Annotated in this window: 23 protein-coding genes; 7 read left to right on the forward strand and 16 right to left on the reverse strand. The window is 37.4% G+C overall.

Going from position 1 to position 22,721, the window contains the following annotated elements:
- Positions 1–26: 26 nt before the first annotated feature.
- The gene (locus N3F66_03515) at positions 27–482 is read left to right on the forward strand and encodes a hypothetical protein (protein ID MCX8123215.1); all 456 of its coding nucleotides are present in this window, start codon (positions 27–29) and stop codon (positions 480–482) included.
- Here N3F66_03515 and N3F66_03520 read toward each other — a convergent pair.
- Positions 479–1,633 (reverse strand): SpoIIE family protein phosphatase, encoded by a 1,155-nt coding sequence (locus N3F66_03520; protein ID MCX8123216.1) that lies wholly within the window; start codon positions 1,631–1,633, stop codon positions 479–481. The two genes, N3F66_03515 and N3F66_03520, sit on opposite strands and share 4 nt — an antisense overlap.
- A 252-nt stretch (positions 1,634–1,885) precedes the next feature.
- Between N3F66_03520 and N3F66_03525 the strand changes: the two genes are divergently transcribed.
- The gene (locus N3F66_03525; protein ID MCX8123217.1) at positions 1,886–2,476 is read left to right on the forward strand and encodes a TetR/AcrR family transcriptional regulator; all 591 of its coding nucleotides are present in this window, start codon (positions 1,886–1,888) and stop codon (positions 2,474–2,476) included.
- 9 nt (positions 2,477–2,485) lie between these two features.
- On the opposite strand, the gene N3F66_03530 is transcribed toward N3F66_03525, so the two are convergent.
- Together N3F66_03530 and N3F66_03535 are read right to left on the reverse strand one after the other, a co-directional pair.
- A complete protein-coding gene (locus N3F66_03530; protein ID MCX8123218.1) occupies positions 2,486–3,289 on the reverse strand; it encodes an SDR family oxidoreductase in 804 nt (267 codons plus the stop codon).
- A 68-nt stretch (positions 3,290–3,357) separates the two neighbouring features.
- Positions 3,358–4,725, reverse strand: a complete 1,368-nt coding sequence (locus N3F66_03535; protein MCX8123219.1) for a hypothetical protein — start codon at positions 4,723–4,725, stop codon at positions 3,358–3,360.
- Between the two features lie 243 nt (positions 4,726–4,968).
- Between N3F66_03535 and N3F66_03540 the strand changes: the two genes are divergently transcribed.
- Positions 4,969–5,727 (forward strand): cyclase family protein, encoded by a 759-nt coding sequence (locus N3F66_03540; protein MCX8123220.1) that lies wholly within the window; start codon positions 4,969–4,971, stop codon positions 5,725–5,727.
- 46 nt (positions 5,728–5,773) lie between these two features.
- On the opposite strand, the gene N3F66_03545 is transcribed toward N3F66_03540, so the two are convergent.
- Positions 5,774–6,571 carry a formylglycine-generating enzyme family protein gene (locus N3F66_03545; protein ID MCX8123221.1) on the reverse strand — a complete coding sequence of 266 codons (798 nt, stop codon included), beginning with the start codon at positions 6,569–6,571 and terminating at the stop codon, positions 5,774–5,776.
- A 157-nt stretch (positions 6,572–6,728) separates the two neighbouring features.
- Between N3F66_03545 and N3F66_03550 the strand changes: the two genes are divergently transcribed.
- Positions 6,729–8,336 carry a carbon starvation protein A gene (locus N3F66_03550; protein MCX8123222.1) on the forward strand — a complete coding sequence of 536 codons (1,608 nt, stop codon included), beginning with the start codon at positions 6,729–6,731 and terminating at the stop codon, positions 8,334–8,336.
- Between the two features lie 50 nt (positions 8,337–8,386).
- On the opposite strand, the gene ispG is transcribed toward N3F66_03550, so the two are convergent.
- From ispG to N3F66_03605, 11 genes are all read right to left on the reverse strand, one after another.
- Positions 8,387–9,475 carry a flavodoxin-dependent (E)-4-hydroxy-3-methylbut-2-enyl-diphosphate synthase gene (gene ispG / locus N3F66_03555; protein ID MCX8123223.1) on the reverse strand — a complete coding sequence of 363 codons (1,089 nt, stop codon included), beginning with the start codon at positions 9,473–9,475 and terminating at the stop codon, positions 8,387–8,389.
- Between the two features lie 22 nt (positions 9,476–9,497).
- The gene (gene rseP, locus N3F66_03560; protein ID MCX8123224.1) at positions 9,498–11,060 is read right to left on the reverse strand and encodes an RIP metalloprotease RseP; all 1,563 of its coding nucleotides are present in this window, start codon (positions 11,058–11,060) and stop codon (positions 9,498–9,500) included.
- Between the two features lie 8 nt (positions 11,061–11,068).
- Positions 11,069–12,223, reverse strand: coding sequence for a 1-deoxy-D-xylulose-5-phosphate reductoisomerase (gene dxr / locus N3F66_03565; protein MCX8123225.1), 1,155 nt, complete (start codon positions 12,221–12,223; stop codon positions 11,069–11,071).
- 15 nt (positions 12,224–12,238) lie between these two features.
- Positions 12,239–13,126 (reverse strand): phosphatidate cytidylyltransferase, encoded by an 888-nt coding sequence (locus N3F66_03570; protein ID MCX8123226.1) that lies wholly within the window; start codon positions 13,124–13,126, stop codon positions 12,239–12,241.
- Positions 13,123–13,845, reverse strand: a complete 723-nt coding sequence (locus N3F66_03575; protein MCX8123227.1) for an isoprenyl transferase — start codon at positions 13,843–13,845, stop codon at positions 13,123–13,125. Before N3F66_03575 ends, N3F66_03570 begins: the two co-directional genes overlap by 4 nt.
- A 30-nt stretch (positions 13,846–13,875) precedes the next feature.
- Positions 13,876–14,433, reverse strand: a complete 558-nt coding sequence (gene frr / locus N3F66_03580; GenBank protein MCX8123228.1) for a ribosome recycling factor — start codon at positions 14,431–14,433, stop codon at positions 13,876–13,878.
- A gap of 319 nt (positions 14,434–14,752) precedes the next feature.
- Positions 14,753–15,475 (reverse strand): UMP kinase, encoded by a 723-nt coding sequence (gene pyrH, locus N3F66_03585; GenBank protein MCX8123229.1) that lies wholly within the window; start codon positions 15,473–15,475, stop codon positions 14,753–14,755.
- A 22-nt stretch (positions 15,476–15,497) separates the two neighbouring features.
- On the reverse strand, positions 15,498–16,097 hold the full coding sequence (gene tsf / locus N3F66_03590; protein MCX8123230.1) for a translation elongation factor Ts: 600 nt from the start codon (positions 16,095–16,097) through the stop codon (positions 15,498–15,500).
- 47 nt (positions 16,098–16,144) lie between these two features.
- Complete coding sequence (gene rpsB / locus N3F66_03595; GenBank protein MCX8123231.1) at positions 16,145–16,957, reverse strand: 30S ribosomal protein S2; 813 nt, start codon at positions 16,955–16,957, stop codon at positions 16,145–16,147.
- Between the two features lie 219 nt (positions 16,958–17,176).
- The gene (locus N3F66_03600) at positions 17,177–17,413 is read right to left on the reverse strand and encodes a hypothetical protein (GenBank protein ID MCX8123232.1); all 237 of its coding nucleotides are present in this window, start codon (positions 17,411–17,413) and stop codon (positions 17,177–17,179) included.
- A 327-nt stretch (positions 17,414–17,740) separates the two neighbouring features.
- Entirely contained in the window at positions 17,741–18,208 is a 468-nt protein-coding gene (locus N3F66_03605; GenBank protein ID MCX8123233.1) for a hypothetical protein, read from the reverse strand.
- 266 nt (positions 18,209–18,474) lie between these two features.
- Here N3F66_03605 and N3F66_03610 point away from each other — a divergent pair, with 266 nt between their 5' ends.
- The 3 genes from N3F66_03610 to N3F66_03620 all read left to right on the forward strand — a co-directional run bounded on the left by N3F66_03610 (position 18,475) and on the right by N3F66_03620 (position 21,179).
- Positions 18,475–19,857, forward strand: a complete 1,383-nt coding sequence (locus N3F66_03610) for an aldehyde dehydrogenase (GenBank protein ID MCX8123234.1) — start codon at positions 18,475–18,477, stop codon at positions 19,855–19,857.
- A 284-nt stretch (positions 19,858–20,141) separates the two neighbouring features.
- Positions 20,142–20,678: a hypothetical protein gene (locus N3F66_03615; protein MCX8123235.1), complete on the forward strand. Its 537-nt coding sequence runs from the start codon at positions 20,142–20,144 to the stop codon at positions 20,676–20,678.
- 3 nt (positions 20,679–20,681) lie between these two features.
- On the forward strand, positions 20,682–21,179 hold the full coding sequence (locus N3F66_03620) for a hypothetical protein (GenBank protein MCX8123236.1): 498 nt from the start codon (positions 20,682–20,684) through the stop codon (positions 21,177–21,179).
- Position 21,180: 1 nt separating this feature from the next.
- Here N3F66_03620 and N3F66_03625 read toward each other — a convergent pair whose 3' ends face one another.
- Positions 21,181–22,710, reverse strand: a complete 1,530-nt coding sequence (locus N3F66_03625; GenBank protein ID MCX8123237.1) for a DUF6206 family protein — start codon at positions 22,708–22,710, stop codon at positions 21,181–21,183.
- Positions 22,711–22,721: the final 11 nt, after the last annotated feature.

The raw sequence follows: 22,721 nt of genomic DNA on the forward strand, positions 1-22,721 counted from the left end.
ATACTTTTTACTAAAAAGGTAGGATTATGTTAAATTTTGAGATACACGATGCAACACGTGAGCTTTCCATAGCTCGAGCTTTAAAGAAATATGAACCTCCATTCAAAGTTATCGATAACTATCGCTTAATAGATGATGGGTTTAACCCTGAAGCAACTGTACAGATTGAAGCCAACGGCACGTTTATTCATGAAGCTTCAACCGGCAATGGCCCTGTTGATGCACTGGCAAAAGTATTAAAAAAAGCCCTCATCCCGCTTTTTCCCGAAATTGAAAATGTTAAGCTAGTTGACTATCGTGCAAATATAATGGATGCAAAGCGAGGAACTAGCACCGATGTTGAAGTAACAATAATATTTACTGATGGCGAACAGGTGTGGAAGGTTTATGCCATATCTGAAAATATCAACGCTGCATCATTTAGGGTATTGCTGGATGGTTTTGAATACGCAATTCTTAAAAAAGACAAGAAAATACCCTAAGACACTTCAAGTGCAATAAAAGCAATATCATCATCAATTGCTGGATTTTTCTTTAAAACTGTATTGATGATTTCCTTGGTTGCATCAGCAAGCGGAAGATGACATGAGTTTTTAATTGCATCATGCAACAATTCAAACCGTAAATCTTTTTTGCCTTTTATCTCAATTTCTATAAGCCCATCTGTGTATAAAAACAATCTATCGCCTTTTGCAAGAGGAATATTTCTGCGTGTAATGCTGATATCTCTATGAATTCCTAAAATTGTACCGGAGCTATCGAGCATAGTAATAGTATCTTTAGATAACAGCATAGGATATGGATGGCCACAACGGGCGTAATGAAAACTAAACTCACCCTTTAAATTTGGAATAATCACTCCATACACAGCGGTAAAATAATACCCCGAAAGTACATCTATAAGCTCATTATTTAAATTAAGCAAAAATTCATCAGGTTCAATTATTCCATCATTCCATAATCTTTCAGTTGCATATTTTAATACTGTAGAAAATAACGCTGCCGGAACACCATGACCTGTAATATCAGCTATGAATACGCATAATTTTTCATTTATAGCTTTGAGAGTGAAGAAATCGCCACCCACGTAATCATACGGAATATACTGCGTGTAGATATTCAAACCCGGAAATTGGGGAACATGCGTATTGATTATAGAATGCTGTACTCTGCGTGCATATTCCAGATCTTTATTAATAATTTCATTTCTCTTCCTAAGCTCCTCTTCGCTTTTGCGTAATGCTTCTTCCTGTTGTTTTTTTTCGGTTATATCTTCTTTTATGGCAACAAAATGCGTAACGGTACCCTTTTCATCAACTACCGGTGCGATAACACAGTGCTCCCAGAAATATGTACCATCTTTGCGTTTATTATGGAATATGCCGTCCCATACCTCACCTTTAAGAATAGTGTCCCACATGTGCTGATAAAATTCAAGTGGCTGAAAGCCTGATTTCAGTATCCGTGGATTTTTACCTATAGCTTCTTTAAAACTATATCCAGTAATTGATTCAAATTTTGGGTTAACATACTGTATTATGCCGTTTGTGTCGGTTATGACAATTGAGGCAGGGCTTTGTTCGATAGCTCTAAGTAAAACGGATTGTTCTATTGATGACAAGATATTTTTCATAGTATAAAGCTATTCCACCTTTTCAACATTATTCATTGCTTTTTTCATTAATCCTTTAATATAATATAGTATATTTATACATATTGTAAAATTATTTTTAAATATCATTGTTTGGCACTTGTTACATCACGCATATCATGAGTATGTACCTTTTCTGCAGTGTTATTGCATGGGTATTAATTTTATTGCATATTTTGTAAGTATAAAAGAAAATTTCTTGACCCATGCAGTATAAACCCTTTGAGTGTATTCATGCGAAAGAATAACCGACAACAAATACTTGATATTGCACGTAAACTTTTTCTTGAATTTGGATACAATGGGATATCCATACGCAATATTGCAAAGCGTGCAAAGCTGACAACCGGAGCTATCTATTTCCACTTTAAAAACAAAAAAGAAATTTACAGCACTATTTGCCTTGAAGCCATTAATACATTACACCGGCTATTCATTGAAGGTATGCAAGCACGAAGAACACCTGCCCAAAAGCTGATATCTACTTATGACTCATATCTTAAGTTTTATTATGAATACAGGGATTATTATAACATCTTAACAGAATATAAAGCAGAATACGATGATGAACCTGACCCACATAAAGATGAAATCCAGAAGAAGAATTTAGCACTGCTTGAAATGATGGCAGGAGCGTTCATGGATGGAGTAAAAAAAGGCGACTTCAAGGATTTAGACCCCAAGATGGTTGCCTTCTTTCTGTCTGCAGTTGCAGAAGGCATGCTACAGTTTAAAAAATTAGGCGTGATGGATGCTGCAGGAATTAGCGATAAAAATTTCAGGGAATTCATGAAAATTATCGTTGGTCAGGGAATACAAAGATAAACATTTACATTACTGAAATTCTTTTTTAACACTATCAATCATTAATTTTTCATACAGGCAAGGAAATACCCTTGCCACAATATAACTCAGTTTGCCCACAGGCGTAAGTACAAGCGTTCGTTTTCGTTTTATAATGCCTTTGTACACAGCTTTGGCCACAGTATCAGGCGTAGCTTCTTTACCAACCACTGCCCTTTTACTGATATTAACCGACCCATTTCCCGAAAGAGCTCTCAACTGAAGGTTTGTCTGCGTAAAGCTTGGGCATACCATCATCACATGCACACCGTAGTGCGTAAGCTCAGACCGCAGGCTTTCAAATAATCCATGAAGTGCATGTTTGCTTGCACTGTACCCTGTCCTGCCGTAAAGTGGTGCAATGCCGGCAATGCTTGTAATCACTACAATGACTCCTTTTCTTTCAATAATACTATGAACTGCTGCTTTTGTACAGTAGAGAGCACCAAAAAAATTTACATCCATTACTTTACGGAATACTTTAGTGTGAGTATCAACAAAAAGGCTTCGTTGCGTTATGCCGGCATTGTTAACCAAAATATCAATTCCACCACATTTTTTTATTATTTTGGCGATAGCTACTGAGCATTGTTTTTCTGAAGCAATATCACACTGTATACCAATCACAGGTATATTTTTACTCTGCAATAGAGCAACCTGTTTCTGCAGAGCTTTTTTATCAATATCGACTATTGCTATCGATGCACCGTGAAAGCCAAACTCATGTGCAATTGCAGCACCAATGCCACTTGCACCACCTGTAATAAGTGTGACTTTACCATCTAAGTTCTTCATGGCTAACCTTTGTGGTTTTACTATGAGCTATCGCACACCATATTGAAATAAAAACTATTGTTGCTTCTTTACGATTTTGTCTTCCTCAATATAAGAAAGCGCTGTATTTCTGTAAGGGCTAAAGCCACCACAAACATACCTACAAAAACTAAAATGGTTTTCATCAAACTCCATTGCCACAGCACTGGTGCACTTACCCACAGCATTCCAAGGATAATATACGGTGAAGCAAACATGAGCATAACACCTGTTTCAAGCGCAACAGTGGTTTTAAACTCAGGATCAACTATACGCAAAAGCAATAAGCCACTTGATACAGTACCAGTTACCGTACCATATATAACAAGCATTCGCTCAAGATTGTATTGCCATAGCTTTTTACCATAATACACACATACAAGCGTTGTGACAACTCCACCCGTTATACATATAACCAGTATTGGAATTATGTACTGCCATACAACCACAACCTGGATTGCCATTATGGTAGCAACAAGCAAATAATCCACAGCAAATCCGGTAATACGGCGCTGAATGCCCGGGTCAATAAGATATAAACCCCCAAGCTTTGAAATGATAAGACGTGTAATAAACGCAATCACCAGGCCAATAAAGAAAAAGAACCCCCACAGCATCTGTCCCATTTCAGGACTCAGTAATCTGCCAATTGCATACACAACAGCATAAGTAATCATATATACTAGCCCCATAATGCTTGCCTGAAATGCCATTGCATCAACATTTGATGAATGTGTAGTAAGTTCACCAGCACTTTCTTTTTGGGTGGTAGGCGTAATTATACCCTTCCGTATTTCTGGTGACAGTTCTTTTGGAGTGTGCACTGCCATTCCTTTACGTATACCCCAGTTTGCAAGTGGAACACCAACAAAAAATGCAAACAAAAAACCGGCAACAGCAAAGGTAAGCCCCAACGTTGCCGAATGCGCATAACCCAAATTTTCCCATACCTTGCCAACAGATAGTGCCTGACCAGGCCCTTCAGTAAACCCTAATGGAGTAAAAAATCCAAACGCAGGAAAAAGATTGAAACCTATTGCATTCAACAAAAGTACACATAATCCACCAATTATAGCCTGTATTGAAAACGCAATCCCTTCAATATTTGCCATCCATATAGAACCCTGTACCACCTCACCGGCTCGCTTTAAATCTGCTTTTTCTTTATTATAGGTGAGACCAATTGATATAAATGAAATATTGAACAAATGAAATGCCATTGTTTCTAAAATGTCTGCAGAAAGCGGTATAATACCATAACTTCGCAATATAAGTCCTATAGCTCCGCCAAGCAAACAACTGGGTATTAAAAATGTCTGAAACGCTTTAATCTTGGCACGTAAAATGATCCCAATAAGAAGCATTATTGACATCCAGCCAAAAGCAATCATTGCATCAAATGTAAATGGTATCTTCATGGCAACCCCCTGTGATGATATTTATATTTTACAATGGCCCTACCTTTAGCTTCAGAAATTACTCTACACATATATTTAAAACGATGTCAATTTATTTATCTCTTATTGATTTGTAAGGTACTTATACAACAATTGTCTATATACTACACCATATATTTATTGATATAAAAAAATATTTGCAATAATGTAACAGCCCATTTAGTATAATAAATCAAAAAAATACTCTGGTAAATGGAGAACGCCATGAAAATAATTGACCTTTCATCAACCATTGAGCCATCACCACCGCAGACACCTGATTTTCTAAAAATTGATATACAATACCACTCGCACGCTGATGGTGCAAAACAGGTTGAAGCGCTCCTGAAAGTACCCTCTCATCTTATGCGAAATGGTGAAGGCTGGGCAACGGAAACCATCACACGACTTGGCACTCATGACAGCACTCATGTTGATGCGCCTTGGCACTATAATACCACAATACAGGGCAAACCTGCCCCCACCATTGATGAGCTTCCACTGGAGTGGTTTTATGGCAATGGCGTTAAACTGGATATGACACACAAACCCGAAGGCAATCCCGTCACTCCAGAAGATATCGAAAAGGAGTTACAACGCATACACTATAGCATACAACCTAATGACATTGTTCTCATACAAACAGGAATGGACAAGTATTATGGACAGCCTGATTACATATTCCGCGGCTGTGGAGTTACCTATGAAGCAACAGTAATGCTTTACAACTTTGGTGTGCGGGTGATGGGGATAGATGCATGGGGATGGGATATGCCACTTAACCTGCAGGCACAAAAGGCATTGGAAGCCAACAAACCAGGAGTGTTCTGGGCTGCACATCAGGCTGACCTTGCTTATTCACATATGGAACGGCTTGTCAACTTAGACAAACTGCCCTCAACTGGATTTAAGGTTGCATGTTTTCCGCTGAAAATTAAACGTGCAAGTGCGGCACCAGCACGTGTAGTTGCAATAATTGAATAATTGTACTATTTTTTTTATTATCACAACCTGTGAAGAAAAAAATTCATTACTGTGGCACAACACAAATTCTAAAGGTGTAAAAGGGGCTTCGTGCAGTAGGACATCGCCTGAAGCGGTATTCTCGCGTCCTCTGCAATGGATGACTAAAATACGAGCCACCACGAAGCACCACATAAGTGGTTCCATATTCCTTATGTGGCCGGCAACCAGGATAGCCTATAAAGTAACTATCGGTCCACTCCCACACGATCCCGGGTGGTATTTCATCTTTCTTTGTTGCTGTAACTAATACATTACAGTAATCATTAAGATTTATAATTTTATTGGGCGATAGCTCAACACATTGTTCCATCGCCGGTACACCATACACACTAGCAAACGCCTCCCACATGTACTCCGTGGGAAGTATAACTTTATTACCTGTCTTTGCTGTGAGATATTCACAGTATGCACGTGCGTCATTGCAGCTTACTTGTAGCACACACATTGTATCTGAATGTGACATATACAGTGCATCAAGTGCGTCAATGCCAAAAGGCCTTTGCCAGGTAAGACCATTCTTTTTTGTCCACCTATCCTCCCACGTCCACGACCATCCATCTTTTTGCGCCTGTGTCACAAACCCTGTATCAGCAACAAATTGTGCAAATTCTTTTACGGTAACATAGCGCTTTGCAATAGCAAATTGATCTACTTCCACTATATGCTGCGGATATGAATGATACAGATACTCAGGTTTTATATCAGGTGGCAAAAGAGGTAATAACTTTTCAACAGTGCATGCCACAATACCCATTTCATAGTTTCCTGACAGTATATTAAATAATGTATTGGCATCAACCATGCTCTGACCCTTTGACTATATTTTTTCAATGTTAAGTACTACCGTGCATGTCAACTTAAAAAGCATATTTTACTTGATATAATACTATAATTTATTACAGTACTTATCCATTACTACGAGCAGTTGTAATTATCATAGATAGGAATGGGGGTTCTTTATGAATGCCATTACGTTAATGGTTATTGCCATAGCATTATTTATACTGGCATATACTTTCTATGGGAGGCTGATTGCAAAGCTTTTAGGTATTGACCCTGCACGTCAAACTCCTGCCCATACCATGTATGATGGTATTGATTATGTTCCAGCAAAAGCGCCAGTGCTATTGGGACACCATTTTGCCTCTATTGCTGGTGCTGCTCCTATCATTGGGCCGATAGTTGCTGCTACATTTGGCTGGATACCTGTTGCGATATGGATATTCATTGGTGGTATATTTATGGGTGCGGTTCATGACTTTAGTGCATTAATTGCATCAGTGCGCCATGGTGGCAGGTCAATTGGCGAAGTAATAGAGGAGCAGATAGGCTCACGAGGGAAGTTTTTCTTTCTTATATTTTCATGGTCAACGCTTGTACTTGTGATTGCAGTTTTTATTATTGTGGTTTCAAAAACATTTGAAGAAATACCTGCCGCAGCCAGTTCTTCATGCCTGTTCATTTTTGTTGCTATACTATTTGGATACCTTTTATATAAATTAAAACTATCATTATCTTTAGCCACAATTATTGGCGTCATACTGCTGGCGGCTTCTTTATATATAGGCTACATATATCCAGTTCAACTTACTGCAATGCAGTGGTCGTACTTCTTGATGATATATATTTTTATTGCATCGGTGACTCCAGTGTGGATATTGCTGCAACCACGAGATTATCTTAATTCTTTCATATTGTATGCACTTATAATTTTAGGCATCTTAAGTATTATTATAGCAAAACCAGAAATCAGTTTACCTGCATTTTCAGGCCTTCATGCTCCGCAGTTAGGATATCTTTTCCCTATTTTGTTTGTAACCGTTGCATGTGGCGCTATTTCTGGGTTTCATTCGCTGGTGGCATCTGGAACAAGCGCCAAGCAACTCAACAACGAAATGGATGCACGCATTGTTGGATATGGCGGCATGCTCATTGAAGCAACTCTTGCTGTAGTTGCACTCATCACTGCTGCTATGCTGGCAAAAGAAAATTATATTCAAATGAAAACAAACCCTGTTGCAATATTTTCCCACAGTCTTGGAAACATGATGACGTTACTAGGAATACCGTATGATGCTGGTAAAACGTTTGCATCGCTTGCAGTATCAGCATTTGCACTCACATCACTTGACACTGCAACCCGCCTTGCACGATTTGCCTGGCAGGAATTATATTATGATAAAGATATGTCTGATCATCAACAATCATTATTTTATAAAAACCGCTACGCAGCAACCATTGTAGCTGTTATAGTAGCTGGCATTCTTGTCATAAGCGGGCAGGGATTGAAAATATGGCCACTATTTGGCTCTGCTAACCAACTGCTTGCTGCATTAGCTCTGCTTGCTGTAACTGTATGGCTCACAAGGCTCAAACGCTCAACCTGGTTTGTAAAAATACCTATGATATTTATGTTTGTAATAACATTGAGTGCTCTTGCAATAATGGTGTATCACAATTTTATTAGCGCACATTATATAGTGTCAGGAATTGCAGCATTATTATTTATATTAGCAATATTCTTAGCATACGAAGCAGCTATCAGTCTTAAAGCATCAAAACAATAAAGAATATAAAAATCGTTGCTATATAATGTAGTGGGATCAAAACTATGATCTCATGGGTATAGCAGTTTGGCAACTTCATCTTCTATTGCCTTTACAGCTTTATCTGCAGTCACTATTTTTTTCTTTTGACCCTTTGCAAACAGCACTACCCTGCCATCACGTGCCCCTGCAATACCCACATCCGCATGGCGTGCCTCACCTGGACCATTGACTTCACAACCCATTATTGCAACAGTTATGTGCTTTTGCTGTTGTATTAATTCTTTCTGGAAGCGTGATATAAGCATTTCTTCTACCCGTTGGGTCAAATCCAGAATGTCAAGCTTTGTGTCGGTTCTGCCACAGGTTGGGCACGCAATTATAGTAAAAGGACTGAATCTAAAACCGCCTATCTCCAGTATGCGTTTTGCAACCTTTACTTCATTCACCGGATCCCCAGTCATTGAAACGCGAATGGTATCGCCTATGCCTTCATACAGCAATGTGCCAATTACCATACTGCTTGCTATGATACAGTCGGTGCCGTATCCTGCTTCGGTTAAGCCTATATGGATGGGATAATTTCGCTTTGATGCAAAGAGCCTGTTTGCTTCTATTGTCTGCAGCAAATCTGATGATTTAATTGACACGACAATATTAGTATAACCACAATCCTCAAGAATGTGCACATGCTCCATAGCAGAAGAAACCAGCGTGTGCGGATTTACCTGGCCATATTTTTTTATATCAACGGAACCAGAGTTGACACCTATACGTATGGGAATATTTCTTTCACGCGCTGCATTCACAAGTGTGATGACATTGTCCTTGCTTCCAATATTGCCGGGATTAATTCGCAGTTTATCAATTCCGTTATCAATAGCTTTGAGAGCAATTTTATAGTTAAAGTGAATATCCGCACACAGTGGTACTGCAACTTCTTTTTTAATCTGCGTTATGTACTGTGCATCGTCCTCAGTGCGCAATGCCAGTCGTACCAGCTGTGCACCTTCTTCCTGCAACTTCTGAATTTGCTGAATTGTCTCTTTTACCTGGCGTATTGGGATATTGGTCATTGACTGTACCGACACAGGTGCATCGCCACCAATAGCCAAACTGCCTGCATAGACAGTAAGAGTTTTTCTGCGTGTGTAATTCATTAATTAGTTACTATCGGCCACTTTAAAATAAATCCTTAAAGAAAGGCAAAAATGATAAATCATTAAATATAACAAATATTCCTAAAAGCACCAGTATGGCAAAGCCAATCATCTGAATTTTTTCCAAAAGTTTTTGGCTAAACGCGCGGCGGGTAATTGCCTCATATAAAAAGATGAGAATAAAGCTGCCATCAACCATTGGTATGGGAAGTAGGTTCATTACCATAAGAATGATTGATATCTTTGCCATTAGAATAATAAAGGCTGACACACCACGATAGTATGCGGTATCACCGGCAATCTTGGCTATACGTATTGGCCCTGACAAATTCTGCCGCACATCAAGCTCACCTGAAAACATCATTCCAATGCCCTTGAAGTTGAGCGCAATAAAATCAAACGGGTCAACCAGAGATTTCACAAACGCATCATACACTCCATACCGAATAAATTTATTTTCAGGGGAAATAGCTGTTTCTATTCCCACAAATCCGTAACGTTCAAATTTCATAATACCCTTATAGGTGCCACCAGGAGTGTGCAGGGTAATTGCACCCCGTGAAGCATTAATGATATCCTTCATTTGTTCATACGATTGTACTACTTTGTCATTAATCCTGACCTTTCCCTTGTCAGCTGCTGCTTGTATTAATGCTAACGAATCAACGGTAATTGAATATGTTTCTTTTGGGAATCGCATATCAGTAAACTGGTCAATGCGCAGCACTTCTTTGGTTATTGGTGTAATGGGCACGGTTATAAGACGGCCACCCCTGTTAATGGTCAGGGATAATTCCTTTTGTGGATGTTTTCGTACAAATTGCGTAAATTCTTCGGGCGAGTGAAATTGTGTACCGTTAGCTTCAATGATTTCATCCATTTCTTTTAAGCCTGCTTTCTTAGCTGGTGAATTATCAAGTATACCCATAACAAGAACCCTGTCGCCATACGGCATCACACCAATGGTATAGTATCCTTTCTTAGTGTATTTTTTTGGGGCGATAGTAACTGTAAATGAATCATTGCCTCTCACCACTCTGACAATGATAGGCCTGCCTTTGGAAAAAGCTACCTTGCTTTGAATATCCGTAAAACCTGTTACCTGCTCGTTATTTATTGCAACAATAATATCTCCTGTTTTAAGTCCCGCTTCATACGCTGGGGAAACATACTCCCCTTTAGTGAGATATTCGGGAATATAAATTTTGTTTGTTTCAACCGGATAGCCATGCATATTCATAATGAAGAAAAGTATAATGCCAAAAAACAAATTAAAAAGTGGTCCCATAAGTACTGTAACTACACGCTTGAGAGGATGTGCGCTTAAAAACTCATATGGTTTGCCTTCACGCTGATCATTTGGGTCTTCGCCATAAAACTTGCAATAGCCACCAAATGGAATAAGAGTTATTTGATAGGTTGTATCGCCCCACTTTTTCTTGATAAAGCCCTTGCCATACCCTATGGAAAACACTTCAGCCTTAATGCCTACCATTTTTCCACCTAAAAGGTGACCCAACTCATGAACAAAAATACACAATCCCAATAAAACAACTGCTGCCACAATATACGTAAGTGTTACCATTATCTACCTCATATAAATGTTAATGCTAATTGCCGTGCTTCTGCATCTGCTGCAAAAATTGCTGCAAGGTCAGGGTTGTCAATACACTTGTGCCTGTACAACACCTTTTCTACAACAGATACAATTTTAGTAAATGCAATTTTCTTATGCAAAAATGCCTGTACTGCAATTTCATTTGCAGCATTGAGAACAGCTGGTGCTGTTCCGCCTTTTTTGCCCGCCTCATAGCACAATCCAAGTGCAGGATAGCGAGTGCTATCAGGATGAGCAAAATGCAATGTGGATAACTGCAGTAAATCAACTGATCCAAAATTATTACTAACAACCTCAGGATAATTCAATGCTTTCTGAATAGGATACACCATATCAGTAATACTCATATGTGCCAGCAATGTGCCGTCAACAAGCTCAACCATGCCATGCACAATACTTTCAGGATGAATAATAACATCAATTGCTTCATACGGAAGTGAAAACAGATAGTGAGCTTCAATAACCTCTAGCCCTTTATTCATTAATGTAGCAGAATCTATTGTTATCTTTTTGCCCATGTCCCAGGTAGGGTGCATTAGTGCTTCTTCTACCGTCACAGTATCAAGAGCATCAATGGGCTTATGGCGTACACTTCCACCACTTGCTGTTAAAATTATCCGTTTTATGGAATTGCTTTGTTTACCATCCAGCAATGTAAATATAGCACAATGTTCACTATCAACAGGTAAAAGTTCTACCTTATATTGGTTAAGAAGACGTAAAAAAAGGTCACCCGCCATTACCAGTGTCTCTTTATTTGCAATGGCAATGCGTTTTACATGTGGCAAAGCCTCAAGCGTTGGTTTAAGCGCAGCAGCCCCTACTATTCCAACAACCAGAATATCAGCATCGTGTGTCACCAGCTGGCATAATCCGTCAAGTCCTTCATAAAAAACTATAGAACCAAATTCTTTTTTCAAGGTTTTAAAATCATCACTGTTGCATGTTTGTTCATCGCTCACTGCAACATACTGTGGATTAAATTCACGTATCTGCTCTTTTAAGAGTGCTATATTTTTATGGCACGATAGCCCAGTGACAACAAATTTGCTGCTAAATTGACGTATCACTTTAAGAGTAGAAATTCCAATAGAACCGGTTGAACCTAATATTATCACGCGTGAAAGCATAAATAATATACAACCTTATGCAATTCCTCTTATCATTAGATAATAGTAAAACAATGGCATCGCAAATATTGTTGAATCAAATACATCCCACATCCCACCATGTCCCGGAATAATTGAACCAGAGTCTTTTATGGCACCATCGCGTTTCATTGCTGATTCAAGCAAGTCACCAATATTGCCTACAATACTGAAGATAATCCCTATGATAGCTGACTCAACAATACTGAAGAAATATCTGCCATAAAATGTTTCAACAAATTGACTATACAACACTGCAAACACAATGCCAAATAAAAGTCCAGTAAAATACCCTTCCCATGATTTGTTTGGCGATGCTTTGAAACCTGCCTTATGTTTTCCAAAATATACTCCGCCAAAGTAAGCACCGGTATCGTTAATCATAACAATGAGATGGACAAAGATTATGAAGATAATCCCATCACGTAATGGTTTTAAGAACATTATATGAGCATACGGTATAACAATAATAAACCATCCCAGTATAGTAGCACCTAATGAATAGATGCCACCTTTTAACGGTCGTTTTAAAATATGTATTGTAGCTATCACACTTATTGCTATCATCACAACAGCAAGCAAATAGCGTACATCAAAATTCAGTGTAATACTACCAATACCAGTTATGTTGCCATACGCATACGAATACATAACAATGTTAATGATAATTGCTGAAATAATTCCAGCTTTAATAAATGGTTTGTAGCCGGTTTCACCTTGGGCAATTTGATAAAATTCCCACAAACACACACCGGTAACAATTATGCTTACCAAAAGTATTGGCAATGAATATAATGCATCAGTAACAATCAAAAACACATACACCGGCAATGCTACAATTGCAGTGAGAATCCGTATTAATGTATTTCGGGTGCGCTCTTTCATACGCCACCAAACCTCCTCTCCCTGTGTTGGTATTCATATATTGCCTGGTAGAGATGTTTCTCATTAAAATCTGGCCACAATACCTTCATAAATACTAATTCCGCATATGCTATCTGCCACAACAAAAAATTGCTTATACGATATTCACCACTTGTTCGTATTAAAAGGTCAACATCCGGTAAATCGTGTGTATATAGATATTGCTCAAACGTTTCGGGTGTAAGCGATAGCTCCTCTGAATGCCTTTTTTGCAACCATTCATTCACCGCATGAATAATCTCATGTCGTCCGCCATAGTTAAGGCAAAAGTTTAAAATAATTTTGGAATTGTCTTTAGATTTCTCTACTGCTTGGGTGATGATACGTTGCACATTTGGAGGCAACTCTTTAAGGCTGCCGGAATGTCTGACCTGTACACCTTTTTCAATTATAGTATTTAATTTCTTTTCAAAGAATGATTCAAGAAGGTTCCATAGGCCATTTATCTCTTCTTTTGGTCGTGACCAGTTCTCGGTTGAAAATGCAAAGAGCGAAACAACCTTTATACCCAGCTGGAGTGCTGTATCCATGCAACGTTCAATAACTTCAGCTCCTCGCCTGTGCCCTTCAATACGTGGTAGCCCCCTTCTTTTTGCCCATCTTCCGTTGCCATCCATGATGATGGCAACGTGATGAGGAATATTGGTATAGTCTATTTTTTTCTTATAATTAATTAGCATATTAATTAGTATAATAAAGAGCTTGTAAAGTTACAAGCTCATAATCTCTTTTTCTTTGCTGTCGGTCATTGACTGGACTTCAGCAACAAACTTGTCAGTAATCTTTTGAATCTCGTCCAGAGCATTCTTTGCTTCATCTTCAGATATTTCTTTAGACTTTTCAAGGTCCTTTACCATATCATTGCCATCACGTCGAATATTACGAATGGCAACCTTACATTCCTCAGCTTTTTGCTTTATCATCTTTACATATTCTTTGCGGCGCTCTTCGGTAAGTTCAGGTATCTGAATACGAATGATATTGCCATCATTATTTGGAGTCAAAGAAAGATTGGATTTTAATATAGCTTTTTCAATGGCACCAAGGTTGGTCCTGTCCCAGGGCTGTATTACTACAAGCCGTGGCTCAGGGCAGGATATTGTTGCGACCTGGTTAAGAGGCATCTCAGTTCCATATGCCTCCACTTTAACATTATCAAAGATAGCAGGGTTAGCCCTGCCAGTACGAATTGTTGCAAAATCCTTAGCCAAAGTCTGAACACTTTTCTGCATCCTACTTTTTACATCATCAAGGATATCTTTTATCATATATTCCCCCAGAAATAGGTTCTATAGTTTTTGTAAAGGGCAATTATCACGCTTACATGCCCTCTATCATCAATGTAAAGACGTCTCTTACAACAATGTACATTACTTTCTTATTATTTTATAGTTATTTATTAGTCCTTCCACTGTGGGTTTTGGAACAACACCTTTATAAGGTTCTGTCCCCACCCTCATTTGTTGTGCATATTTAAAAGCAAATCTTAGGAATCATATTTAAAAAATGAATGAACACCTTTCACTAGTTCTTTGCTTCTACATTGATTGTAGATGTACAAATACTGGTATCAGTACAACATCATTGTTATGAAATACGAGTACCTACTTCCTCTCCCTTTAAAATTTTAACCAATGAGCCTTCATCAAACAGATTAAAAACTACCAGTGGTAATTTATTTTCCATACATAATGAAACAGCAGTATAATCCATTACCCCTAACTGTTGACGCAACACATCCATGTACGAAGTAGCATTAATTTTATGCGCTTCAGGAAATTTTGCTGGGTCTTTGTCATACACCCCGTCAACTTTGGTGGCTTTAAGAAGAAGGTCAGCTCCTATTTCAATAGCACGCAAAGCAGCAGCAGTATCAGTAGTAAAGAATGGATTGCCTGTTCCCGCAGCAAAGATAATAATCCTTCGCTTTTCTAAGTGGCGTAACGCTCTCCTGCGAATGTATGGTTCGGCAACCTGACGCATTTCAATGGCTGTCATTACACGGGTAGGTATTGCCATATTTTCAAGCACACTTTGCACAGCAAGAGCATTAATAATAGTACCAAGCATCCCCATGTAATCGCCAGTTGCTCGCTCAATGCCAATAGATGTACCTATTGATCCCCTGAAGATATTGCCTCCACCAATGACAAGTGCAACATCAACTCCCAGGTCATAGGCACTCTTCACTTCACGGGCAATGTGGGAAACAATCTCAGGATTGATTCCCACCTTCTGTTGCCCGGCAAGCGCTTCTCCACTTAATTTAAGTAAAACCCGTTTGTATTTTGTCTGTGACTCTGATTCCATCCAGTCAAACCTTATTTAATAACTATCGCTGACCAACCTGAAACCGTACAAAACGACCTACAGTGATGTTTTCGCCATAGGTGGCTATCCTGTTTTTAATGAGGTCTTTGATAATTACTTTGTTGTCTTTGATAAACTCCTGTTCAAGCAGACACACTTCAGAATAAAACTTTGTGAGTTTTCCTTCAACTATTTTTTCAATTACGTTAGCGGGCTTGCCGCTATCTTTAAGCTGTTCACGGTAAATTTCTTTTTCGCGCTCTAACACTTCAGCAGGAACATCTTCAGGAGACACATATAATGGATTTGCCGCTGCTACCTGCATACATAAATCCTTAGCAAGGTCATGGAAATCCTGATTGCGTGCAACAAAGTCAGTTTCGCAGTTAAGCTCTAGAAGAACGCCAATCTTATTGTTGCTATGGATATAGGAAGCAATGATACCTTCCTTTGCTACCCTCCCCTCACGCTTATTGGCAGCGGCCAATCCTTTTTTACGCAAATAGTCAACTGCTTTTTCCATATCGCCGCCACATTCAATTAATGCCTTTTTACAATCAAGCATCCCTGCCTGAGTTTTTTCACGTAATTCTTTTATCATTTCGCTCGTAATTTCTGCCACGGTACTACTCCTTATTTTGTAAAAATATATAAAAGTGTAAATTACAATTAACGACCATCATCCTCATATTCTTCAATTTCATCGGCATATTCTTCAGCGTAATCCTTTTCAGGTTTTGCCTCAGCCTCTTCTTCCACAAAGTCAATTTTTGCTTCAACAGCTTCACCGCTCACCTGGCCTGCTGATTGGCCTTCGATAATAGCATTGGCCATAACTTCTAAAAACAGGGCGATAGCTCTTATAGCATCATCGTTGCCCGGAATAGGATAATCAATTTCATCCGGATTGCAGTTTGTATCAACCACTGCAAAGATTGGTATTCCAAGCTTTCTGGCTTCCTGTACTGCAATAGCTTCCCGCTTTGGATCAATGATAAACAGGGCATCTGGAAGCCTATCCATATCTTTGATACCTTCAAGAACCTTTCTTTTGCGTTCTAGCTCACGGGTAAGCTCTAAAATTTCCTTTTTGGTTTCTGCTTCCCATTTGCCAGTTGCTTCCATTTGTTCAAGTTCTTTCAAACGCTGAATTGAACGCGAAACGGTTTTATAATTTGTAAGCAATCCACCCAACCAGCGCTCTGACACATAAAACTGGCCACACTTCTGCGCATATTCTTTTACTGCGGCCTGTGCTTGCTTCTTTGTACCAACAAAAAGCACCCTGCCACCCTTTGCAGCGATATCCTTCATAGCTGCATAGGCAATTTTAAGTCGCTGCATCGTTTTCTGCAAATCGATAATGTGAATACCATTACGCGCAGTAAATATAAACTGTGCCATTCGAGGGTTCCACCTTCGAGTCTGATGCCCAAAATGAACCCCGGATTCCAACAAAGCTTTCATTGATATTACTGACAATGAAATACCTCCTGTAAATATAAAATTCAATACTTACAAAGCATAACTAATACATATCAAATAAACATTGTACATGTCCATTTGAACTTTATTCACTATATGCGATAGCTCATACTAATAAACTTATGGCATGTGGCAACCGGCCTTTAAACGCCAGTTTACATTTTTACATTCCGTATTATCCAGAATGCGTGATAGTTGCGGGTGCAACCGTACAGCTTAAATCCATTTAAACAAAAGAACACCTGCAATCATTCCAATAATTGCAGATATATTAAACCTAAAGTAAACACTTAGTATTTCAAGATCAAAACCTATTGGTTTTGTGAGTGGCGCATTAATCAGGGCTAACGATGGCGCCAGCTTTACTAGAAAAGAACCAAATGCTATTCCAAGTATACCACCAAGAATAACAAATCCAATAAAATATCCAATATGGTCACGCGAAAATGTCATAGCTAAACCATTTAATAATTTAAAGAGATGCACTACATGTAGTATTAAAAACTGTCAATATATTTTTTGTATTTTCATAATATCCATGATAAAAAATTTAAAATTATACCATTAAAACATTATGATTTTAGATAGCTCCTTAAGTGCGCAATAACGTGTCCACTTATTCATAATAGTTCGATATATATGAATAATAAATTAATAACTTCAAATAACAATTAAAAAAGTTAATTACATTTCAACCATTTTTGCAATTTTGAAAATATTATTCAATAGAACTTTTGTTGATTACATAAAAGATTGCTGGTATATCTTTCTATTTTATATTTATAAGGCTTTTTGTATTATTTTTGGATGCGGACCCCAATATAACTTATAAAAAAATATATTTTCTTCAAAACCAACTTCAAATGTGTAACCACTATATCGATAGTTATCGGTATAATAGTCTTGTTCCTCCTCTGCTTTTGATAAAAATTTCAAAAATTCATCCAAAACATTATCAAGACAAAACGCAATTATTAAGGCCAACGACATCTTCCACAACTTCTTTAAATCCATAAAAAACTCATACTCTTCATCATACAGCACAAGATGCAATCTCTTCCACTCACCAGCACCTTTAGCCCGGTATTTCAGCTGTTTAAAATATTTTATATCACCCTTTTTGGTGTGTGCGGCAAAATTGATAAGCGATGATACAAAGGTTCTCAGCGACATATTGTGCTGTGCAGCAAGTAGTGTGAGAATATCCAAATGATGGTATGATATACATGTAGTTGTTTCAATGCTCATATCCATTTTCCTCCCAAAGTTTCTACTTTATTCTATTTCTATAATCTTAATATTACATATATAATAAAATACGCAAGTATATTTTCTTTGCTACTGAGCACATATGGTTGTATTCACCATCGTGTGGATTTAATCAATTGAATAGGTAAACTCATTTAAATATGTGGATTTTTATAATAACTATCGCTTAAAATAATTTTACCTTCTCTATTGATATTTTATTGTAAATATATTATTTTATATTAATTTTCTAAACGGAGGTACCCATGACTAAAGTAAGCCAAATTCTTGCTGCTCAAAAAAAGTTCTTTGAAACTGGTGTAACAAAAAATATAGATTTCAGATTAAAGCAGCTTGCTACATTGCGTAAAGCAATTAAAGCGTATGGGAACCGTATAATTGAAGCATTGGATAAAGACTTTAAGAAACCAAGATATGAAACTATAGCCACTGAAATTGCTGTAACAATATATGAAATTGACTACATCATAAAGCATCTGAATCAATGGGTAAAGCCACAAAAGGTAAAAACTCCTGCTGTGCATCTTTTTGCAAAAAGTTATATCTTTCCTGAGCCTTACGGGGTTTCACTCATTATTGGTGCATGGAACTATCCAATAAATTTAGTACTCAATCCTCTAATTGGTGCGATAGCTGCCGGCAACTGCGCTGTGATAAAACCTGCCTATACAGCACAGGAAAGCTCAAAGATTCTGTATGATATGATAAATGAATTTTTCCCTCAAGAATACATTGCAGTAGTGCAGAAATACCCTGGGGTGTATGAAGAGATCCTCAATCAAAAATTTGACTATATCTTCTTTACAGGTAGTACTGATGTGGGAAAAACCATAATGCAGGCAGCCTCACAACATTTGACTCCAGTTACACTTGAACTTGGGGGCAAAAGCCCTGCAATAGTATTCGAAGATGCCGATATTGATGCATCAGCCCGGCGTATTGTATGGGGTAAATTTATTAATGCTGGGCAGACGTGTATTGCACCGGATTATGCACTGGTGCACAAATCAAATATAAGTGAGTTTATTGATGCAGCCCAAAAATATATAATCGAATTTTATGGCGCAAACCCTGAAACAAGCCCTGATTTTGCACGTATAATTGATCATCAGCAGTTTGATCGATTAGCACCAATGTTGAATGATTGTACGATAGTTATCGGTGGCCACACTGATAGAGAAAATCGCTACATTGCTCCCACTGTTATAACTAATGTAACATTGGAACATCCATCTATGCAGCAAGAAATATTTGGGCCAATACTACCAGTACTTGAATTCAATTCCATTGATGAAGTAATTACAACAGTCAAATTATTTCCAAAGCCTTTAGCTACATATATCTTCACTAAAAAGAAGAGTGTGTGGCAAAAAGTAATCAGTGAGCTATCATTTGGTGGGGGTTGTATAAATGATACTATCTCCCATTACGTTTCACCGTATTTGCCGTTTGGTGGTGTTGGCGATAGTGGGATTGGACATTATCATGGAAAAGCAAGTTTTGATACATTTACTCACTATAAAAGCGTATTAAAAAAACCTTTTTTTATTGATATATTCCTTCGCTATCCACCATATAACAAAGGCAAAGTATCATTCATTAAACGCTATTTCAGGTTTAAACTTTAATTGTTGAATTTGCCAGTATTGTTGAATATTTATATAAAATTATAATTGATTTTTTAATATTTTCTATCTTAACTTGAATTTCATAATAAAATTTAAAATCTCAGCAATGTTTTATTTTATAATAAGTTGCAATCATCATTGTATGCAACAACCAAACGTAATTGGAACATGATAACATGCCATTTTAGGGTAAACAATGAATCCCATTGAAACAAAAGATTCTATAGCACTATATATTTTAAAATGGCATCAAAATGTTTTAGTGTTGCAGGAGGCATCTCATTATGACAAAAGCCAAGCAAAAAGAACCCAAAAAAAATTCTACAAGCAAATCCAAAAAACAAACAAAAACATCTTCTCACAATACCATTCAACAATATATCAAAGCTATAAATATATTACTTAAAAAACTGGATGAAGAAAGCCTCAACTTTTTATATGAGCAGGCCAAAGTACTTTTGCATAATATAGAAGTTAAAAAATTACAACAGGAATTTCAGGACCTTGATGTTAAAACCATCACTGCAAAACGACAGGATTACAGCAAAGATAAGCTTGAAGTGGTAGAAGCTGATGACCTGCGTCATTTTATTTTTGTGATTAATGGCGCACGTAATTTTTTTAGCCGTGATGAAATGCGAAAGATTGTAAAATTATGCCACAGTGCATCAACAGTAAAAGATGGAATGCGTATGCTATACCATTGGTTTGAAAAAAACAGAAAAGATGTTATAATTGATACCTCTATTGATGGACCTTATGACAGAGCGTTAGAAACAATGTATAATTATATTATTAATAATTATACTGTTAGCGGGTAAACAGTGAACAGTAACATAATTCCGCTCAATAAAATCGACAACGCAGAACAATATATAGTAATCCCCCGCAGAATTAAAGGTAAAATACAAAAAGTGATTAAGCCATTGAAGAAGGTAAAAGGCAATTGCTACTTTACCTGTAATATGCCTCATGCATTAATTAATTTTATCTACCGCAGTGTCAAAAAATTAGGCATTCAGGATACAAAACTCATATTTTCACGAGGGATTGTTCGTATTAACAATAGAATTGTGCATAATGCAGTTTCTAAAGTAGCACTTGAATGGGATTTGGGAATTTCATTCATTATACCTTTGAAATTACGGTACAATACATTTGTCACTATTGAAATAAATAACAGAGATTATACCGTGCGGTTAATGGAACTGGCAATTCTCATTGCACTGATGGCACATGCTCATCCATCATTGCCACGTAAAAAACATGTTGAAGAAGCACAAAAAGTACTTGCGCTTGGATGGAAAAGTGTACTCACGTAATTCACCGTTCTATTTTTTCAGGCAATCGGTACATATATTTTTTTCGCAAAATTGACTCGGTCACAAATTTATCAACTCTGCGTGCAAACTGAAACAGACGCCATATAAATGCATCACTTTTATAATACTTTGCTACTTCTTCAAGCGTTATAGGTTGTAAGGATTCATCCAGCGTAGCAAAAAAATAATTTGCAGCTTTAACAAATCCTGGTATCAGGTCTTCTCTTTTTTCTTTATATAGATTGGCTATACAATCAATAACAACCGACCGAATATCATAGTAACGGTCTAACACCTCCTTCAAAAAGAAAGCTCGTATAATTGCTCTCAAAAACCATGGTGTGTTTTTTAAAAATAATTCTGCATTAAGTTGTTCCACTCCATTTACACGATATAACGGTGTACTGGTATCTATATAAAGCAGTGTATCATTTGTGCCAACATAATTGAGGGCCCCATCAATTGACAAAAGCACCCAATTCGATATCTGGCCGTCAATACCTACTGTAATGGTGCTACCGCTTTTATTAAACAAATACCATTTTCTTAATTCAGACAACACTTTATTGAACAGAGCAATCGCATTACTTTCATCTAATCGTTTTACAAGCGTATTACCAACCATGAGTGGATTAACTTTCTTCTGACCAGCGTATACTGTATACCAGCCATTGTTTTTAAAATACCGGAATTGTTGCTCTGGTACTTGTATCCCAATCTTTTTGGTTAATATTTCCCTGTATTCATAATATACCTTTTTTAGTGCTTCAACATCATCATATGTGTCGATAGGGGGCATCCGCTTCCAAACCCAATCTGATTCAGTTATATTTATTTTTACAAACGATTCAGTGATTATTGCTCCATGCATTGTTTGCATCACCGTCGATATCTCGCCATACCCAAGTATTTTAAGCTTAATCTCCTCTCGATACAAGCGGGCAAAATCTTTTACAAACTTTTTATACAAATCGGTATCTTGAATAAGATTATCACGAATACGATCATAGATCTCAATGATAGACCATATATTCTGCACATCAAACTGCGATAAGATTAATTCTTTTAGATTGTTAATCTTATCAATTTTTTTAAATGTCGGCAGATATCGTTCTAAATATGGTAACTGTTCTCTAACAAGTTTTTCTATTGAAACGCCCTCATCACCATAAAACAGGTTATACAGGTAGTGAAGTGCACGCGAATTTGCAACATGACGGATTAAATACTGATAAAACCTGATTTTATCAACAGTAAGAATGGCTTTGTTACCACGCATTATAGTAATGATTTCATCATGCAAACCAAAAAGCCCTTTTATGACATCAATACTTTTTGCTTGATGGTGTTCATATTTTAGTACAAATCCTTTTGATGTCTTATCCCAAATTTTGTAAAAGTTTTCTGATAATTCTTTTAGCTGGCTGTCAACAGATGCCAATTGCATAAATCTGATACGCTTGCGTTTAAGTTCGTAAACAGTATGTAAAAATGTAAGATGTTCAACAATATCTTTATGGTCATCTTCCATGATAATCCCCT

Source organism: Spirochaetota bacterium (assembly GCA_026414805.1).
Lineage (GTDB): Bacteria > Spirochaetota > UBA4802 > UBA4802 > UB4802 > UBA4802.

What these genes read in the sequence shown, in the direction of transcription:
- pyrH (MCX8123229.1), bottom strand. Translation starts at nt 15,475, where the DNA reads ATGGAATCAGAGTCACAGACAAAATACAAACGGGTTTTACTTAAATTA.
- N3F66_03610 (MCX8123234.1), top strand. Translation starts at nt 18,475, where the DNA reads ATGACTAAAGTAAGCCAAATTCTTGCTGCTCAAAAAAAGTTCTTTGAA.
- N3F66_03530 (MCX8123218.1), bottom strand. Translation starts at nt 3,289, where the DNA reads ATGAAGAACTTAGATGGTAAAGTCACACTTATTACAGGTGGTGCAAGT.
- N3F66_03570 (MCX8123226.1), bottom strand. Translation starts at nt 13,126, where the DNA reads ATGAAAGAGCGCACCCGAAATACATTAATACGGATTCTCACTGCAATT.
- N3F66_03605 (MCX8123233.1), bottom strand. Translation starts at nt 18,208, where the DNA reads ATGAGCATTGAAACAACTACATGTATATCATACCATCATTTGGATATT.
- rseP (MCX8123224.1), bottom strand. Translation starts at nt 11,060, where the DNA reads ATGGTAACACTTACGTATATTGTGGCAGCAGTTGTTTTATTGGGATTG.
- dxr (MCX8123225.1), bottom strand. Translation starts at nt 12,223, where the DNA reads ATGCTTTCACGCGTGATAATATTAGGTTCAACCGGTTCTATTGGAATT.
- N3F66_03545 (MCX8123221.1), bottom strand. Translation starts at nt 6,571, where the DNA reads ATGGTTGATGCCAATACATTATTTAATATACTGTCAGGAAACTATGAA.
- N3F66_03550 (MCX8123222.1), top strand. Translation starts at nt 6,729, where the DNA reads ATGAATGCCATTACGTTAATGGTTATTGCCATAGCATTATTTATACTG.
- frr (MCX8123228.1), bottom strand. Translation starts at nt 14,433, where the DNA reads ATGATAAAAGATATCCTTGATGATGTAAAAAGTAGGATGCAGAAAAGT.
- N3F66_03600 (MCX8123232.1), bottom strand. Translation starts at nt 17,413, where the DNA reads ATGACATTTTCGCGTGACCATATTGGATATTTTATTGGATTTGTTATT.
- N3F66_03575 (MCX8123227.1), bottom strand. Translation starts at nt 13,845, where the DNA reads ATGCTAATTAATTATAAGAAAAAAATAGACTATACCAATATTCCTCAT.
- N3F66_03625 (MCX8123237.1), bottom strand. Translation starts at nt 22,710, where the DNA reads ATGGAAGATGACCATAAAGATATTGTTGAACATCTTACATTTTTACAT.
- N3F66_03540 (MCX8123220.1), top strand. Translation starts at nt 4,969, where the DNA reads ATGAAAATAATTGACCTTTCATCAACCATTGAGCCATCACCACCGCAG.
- N3F66_03515 (MCX8123215.1), top strand. Translation starts at nt 27, where the DNA reads ATGTTAAATTTTGAGATACACGATGCAACACGTGAGCTTTCCATAGCT.
- N3F66_03525 (MCX8123217.1), top strand. Translation starts at nt 1,886, where the DNA reads ATGCGAAAGAATAACCGACAACAAATACTTGATATTGCACGTAAACTT.
- N3F66_03615 (MCX8123235.1), top strand. Translation starts at nt 20,142, where the DNA reads ATGACAAAAGCCAAGCAAAAAGAACCCAAAAAAAATTCTACAAGCAAA.
- N3F66_03520 (MCX8123216.1), bottom strand. Translation starts at nt 1,633, where the DNA reads ATGAAAAATATCTTGTCATCAATAGAACAATCCGTTTTACTTAGAGCT.
- ispG (MCX8123223.1), bottom strand. Translation starts at nt 9,475, where the DNA reads ATGAATTACACACGCAGAAAAACTCTTACTGTCTATGCAGGCAGTTTG.
- N3F66_03535 (MCX8123219.1), bottom strand. Translation starts at nt 4,725, where the DNA reads ATGAAGATACCATTTACATTTGATGCAATGATTGCTTTTGGCTGGATG.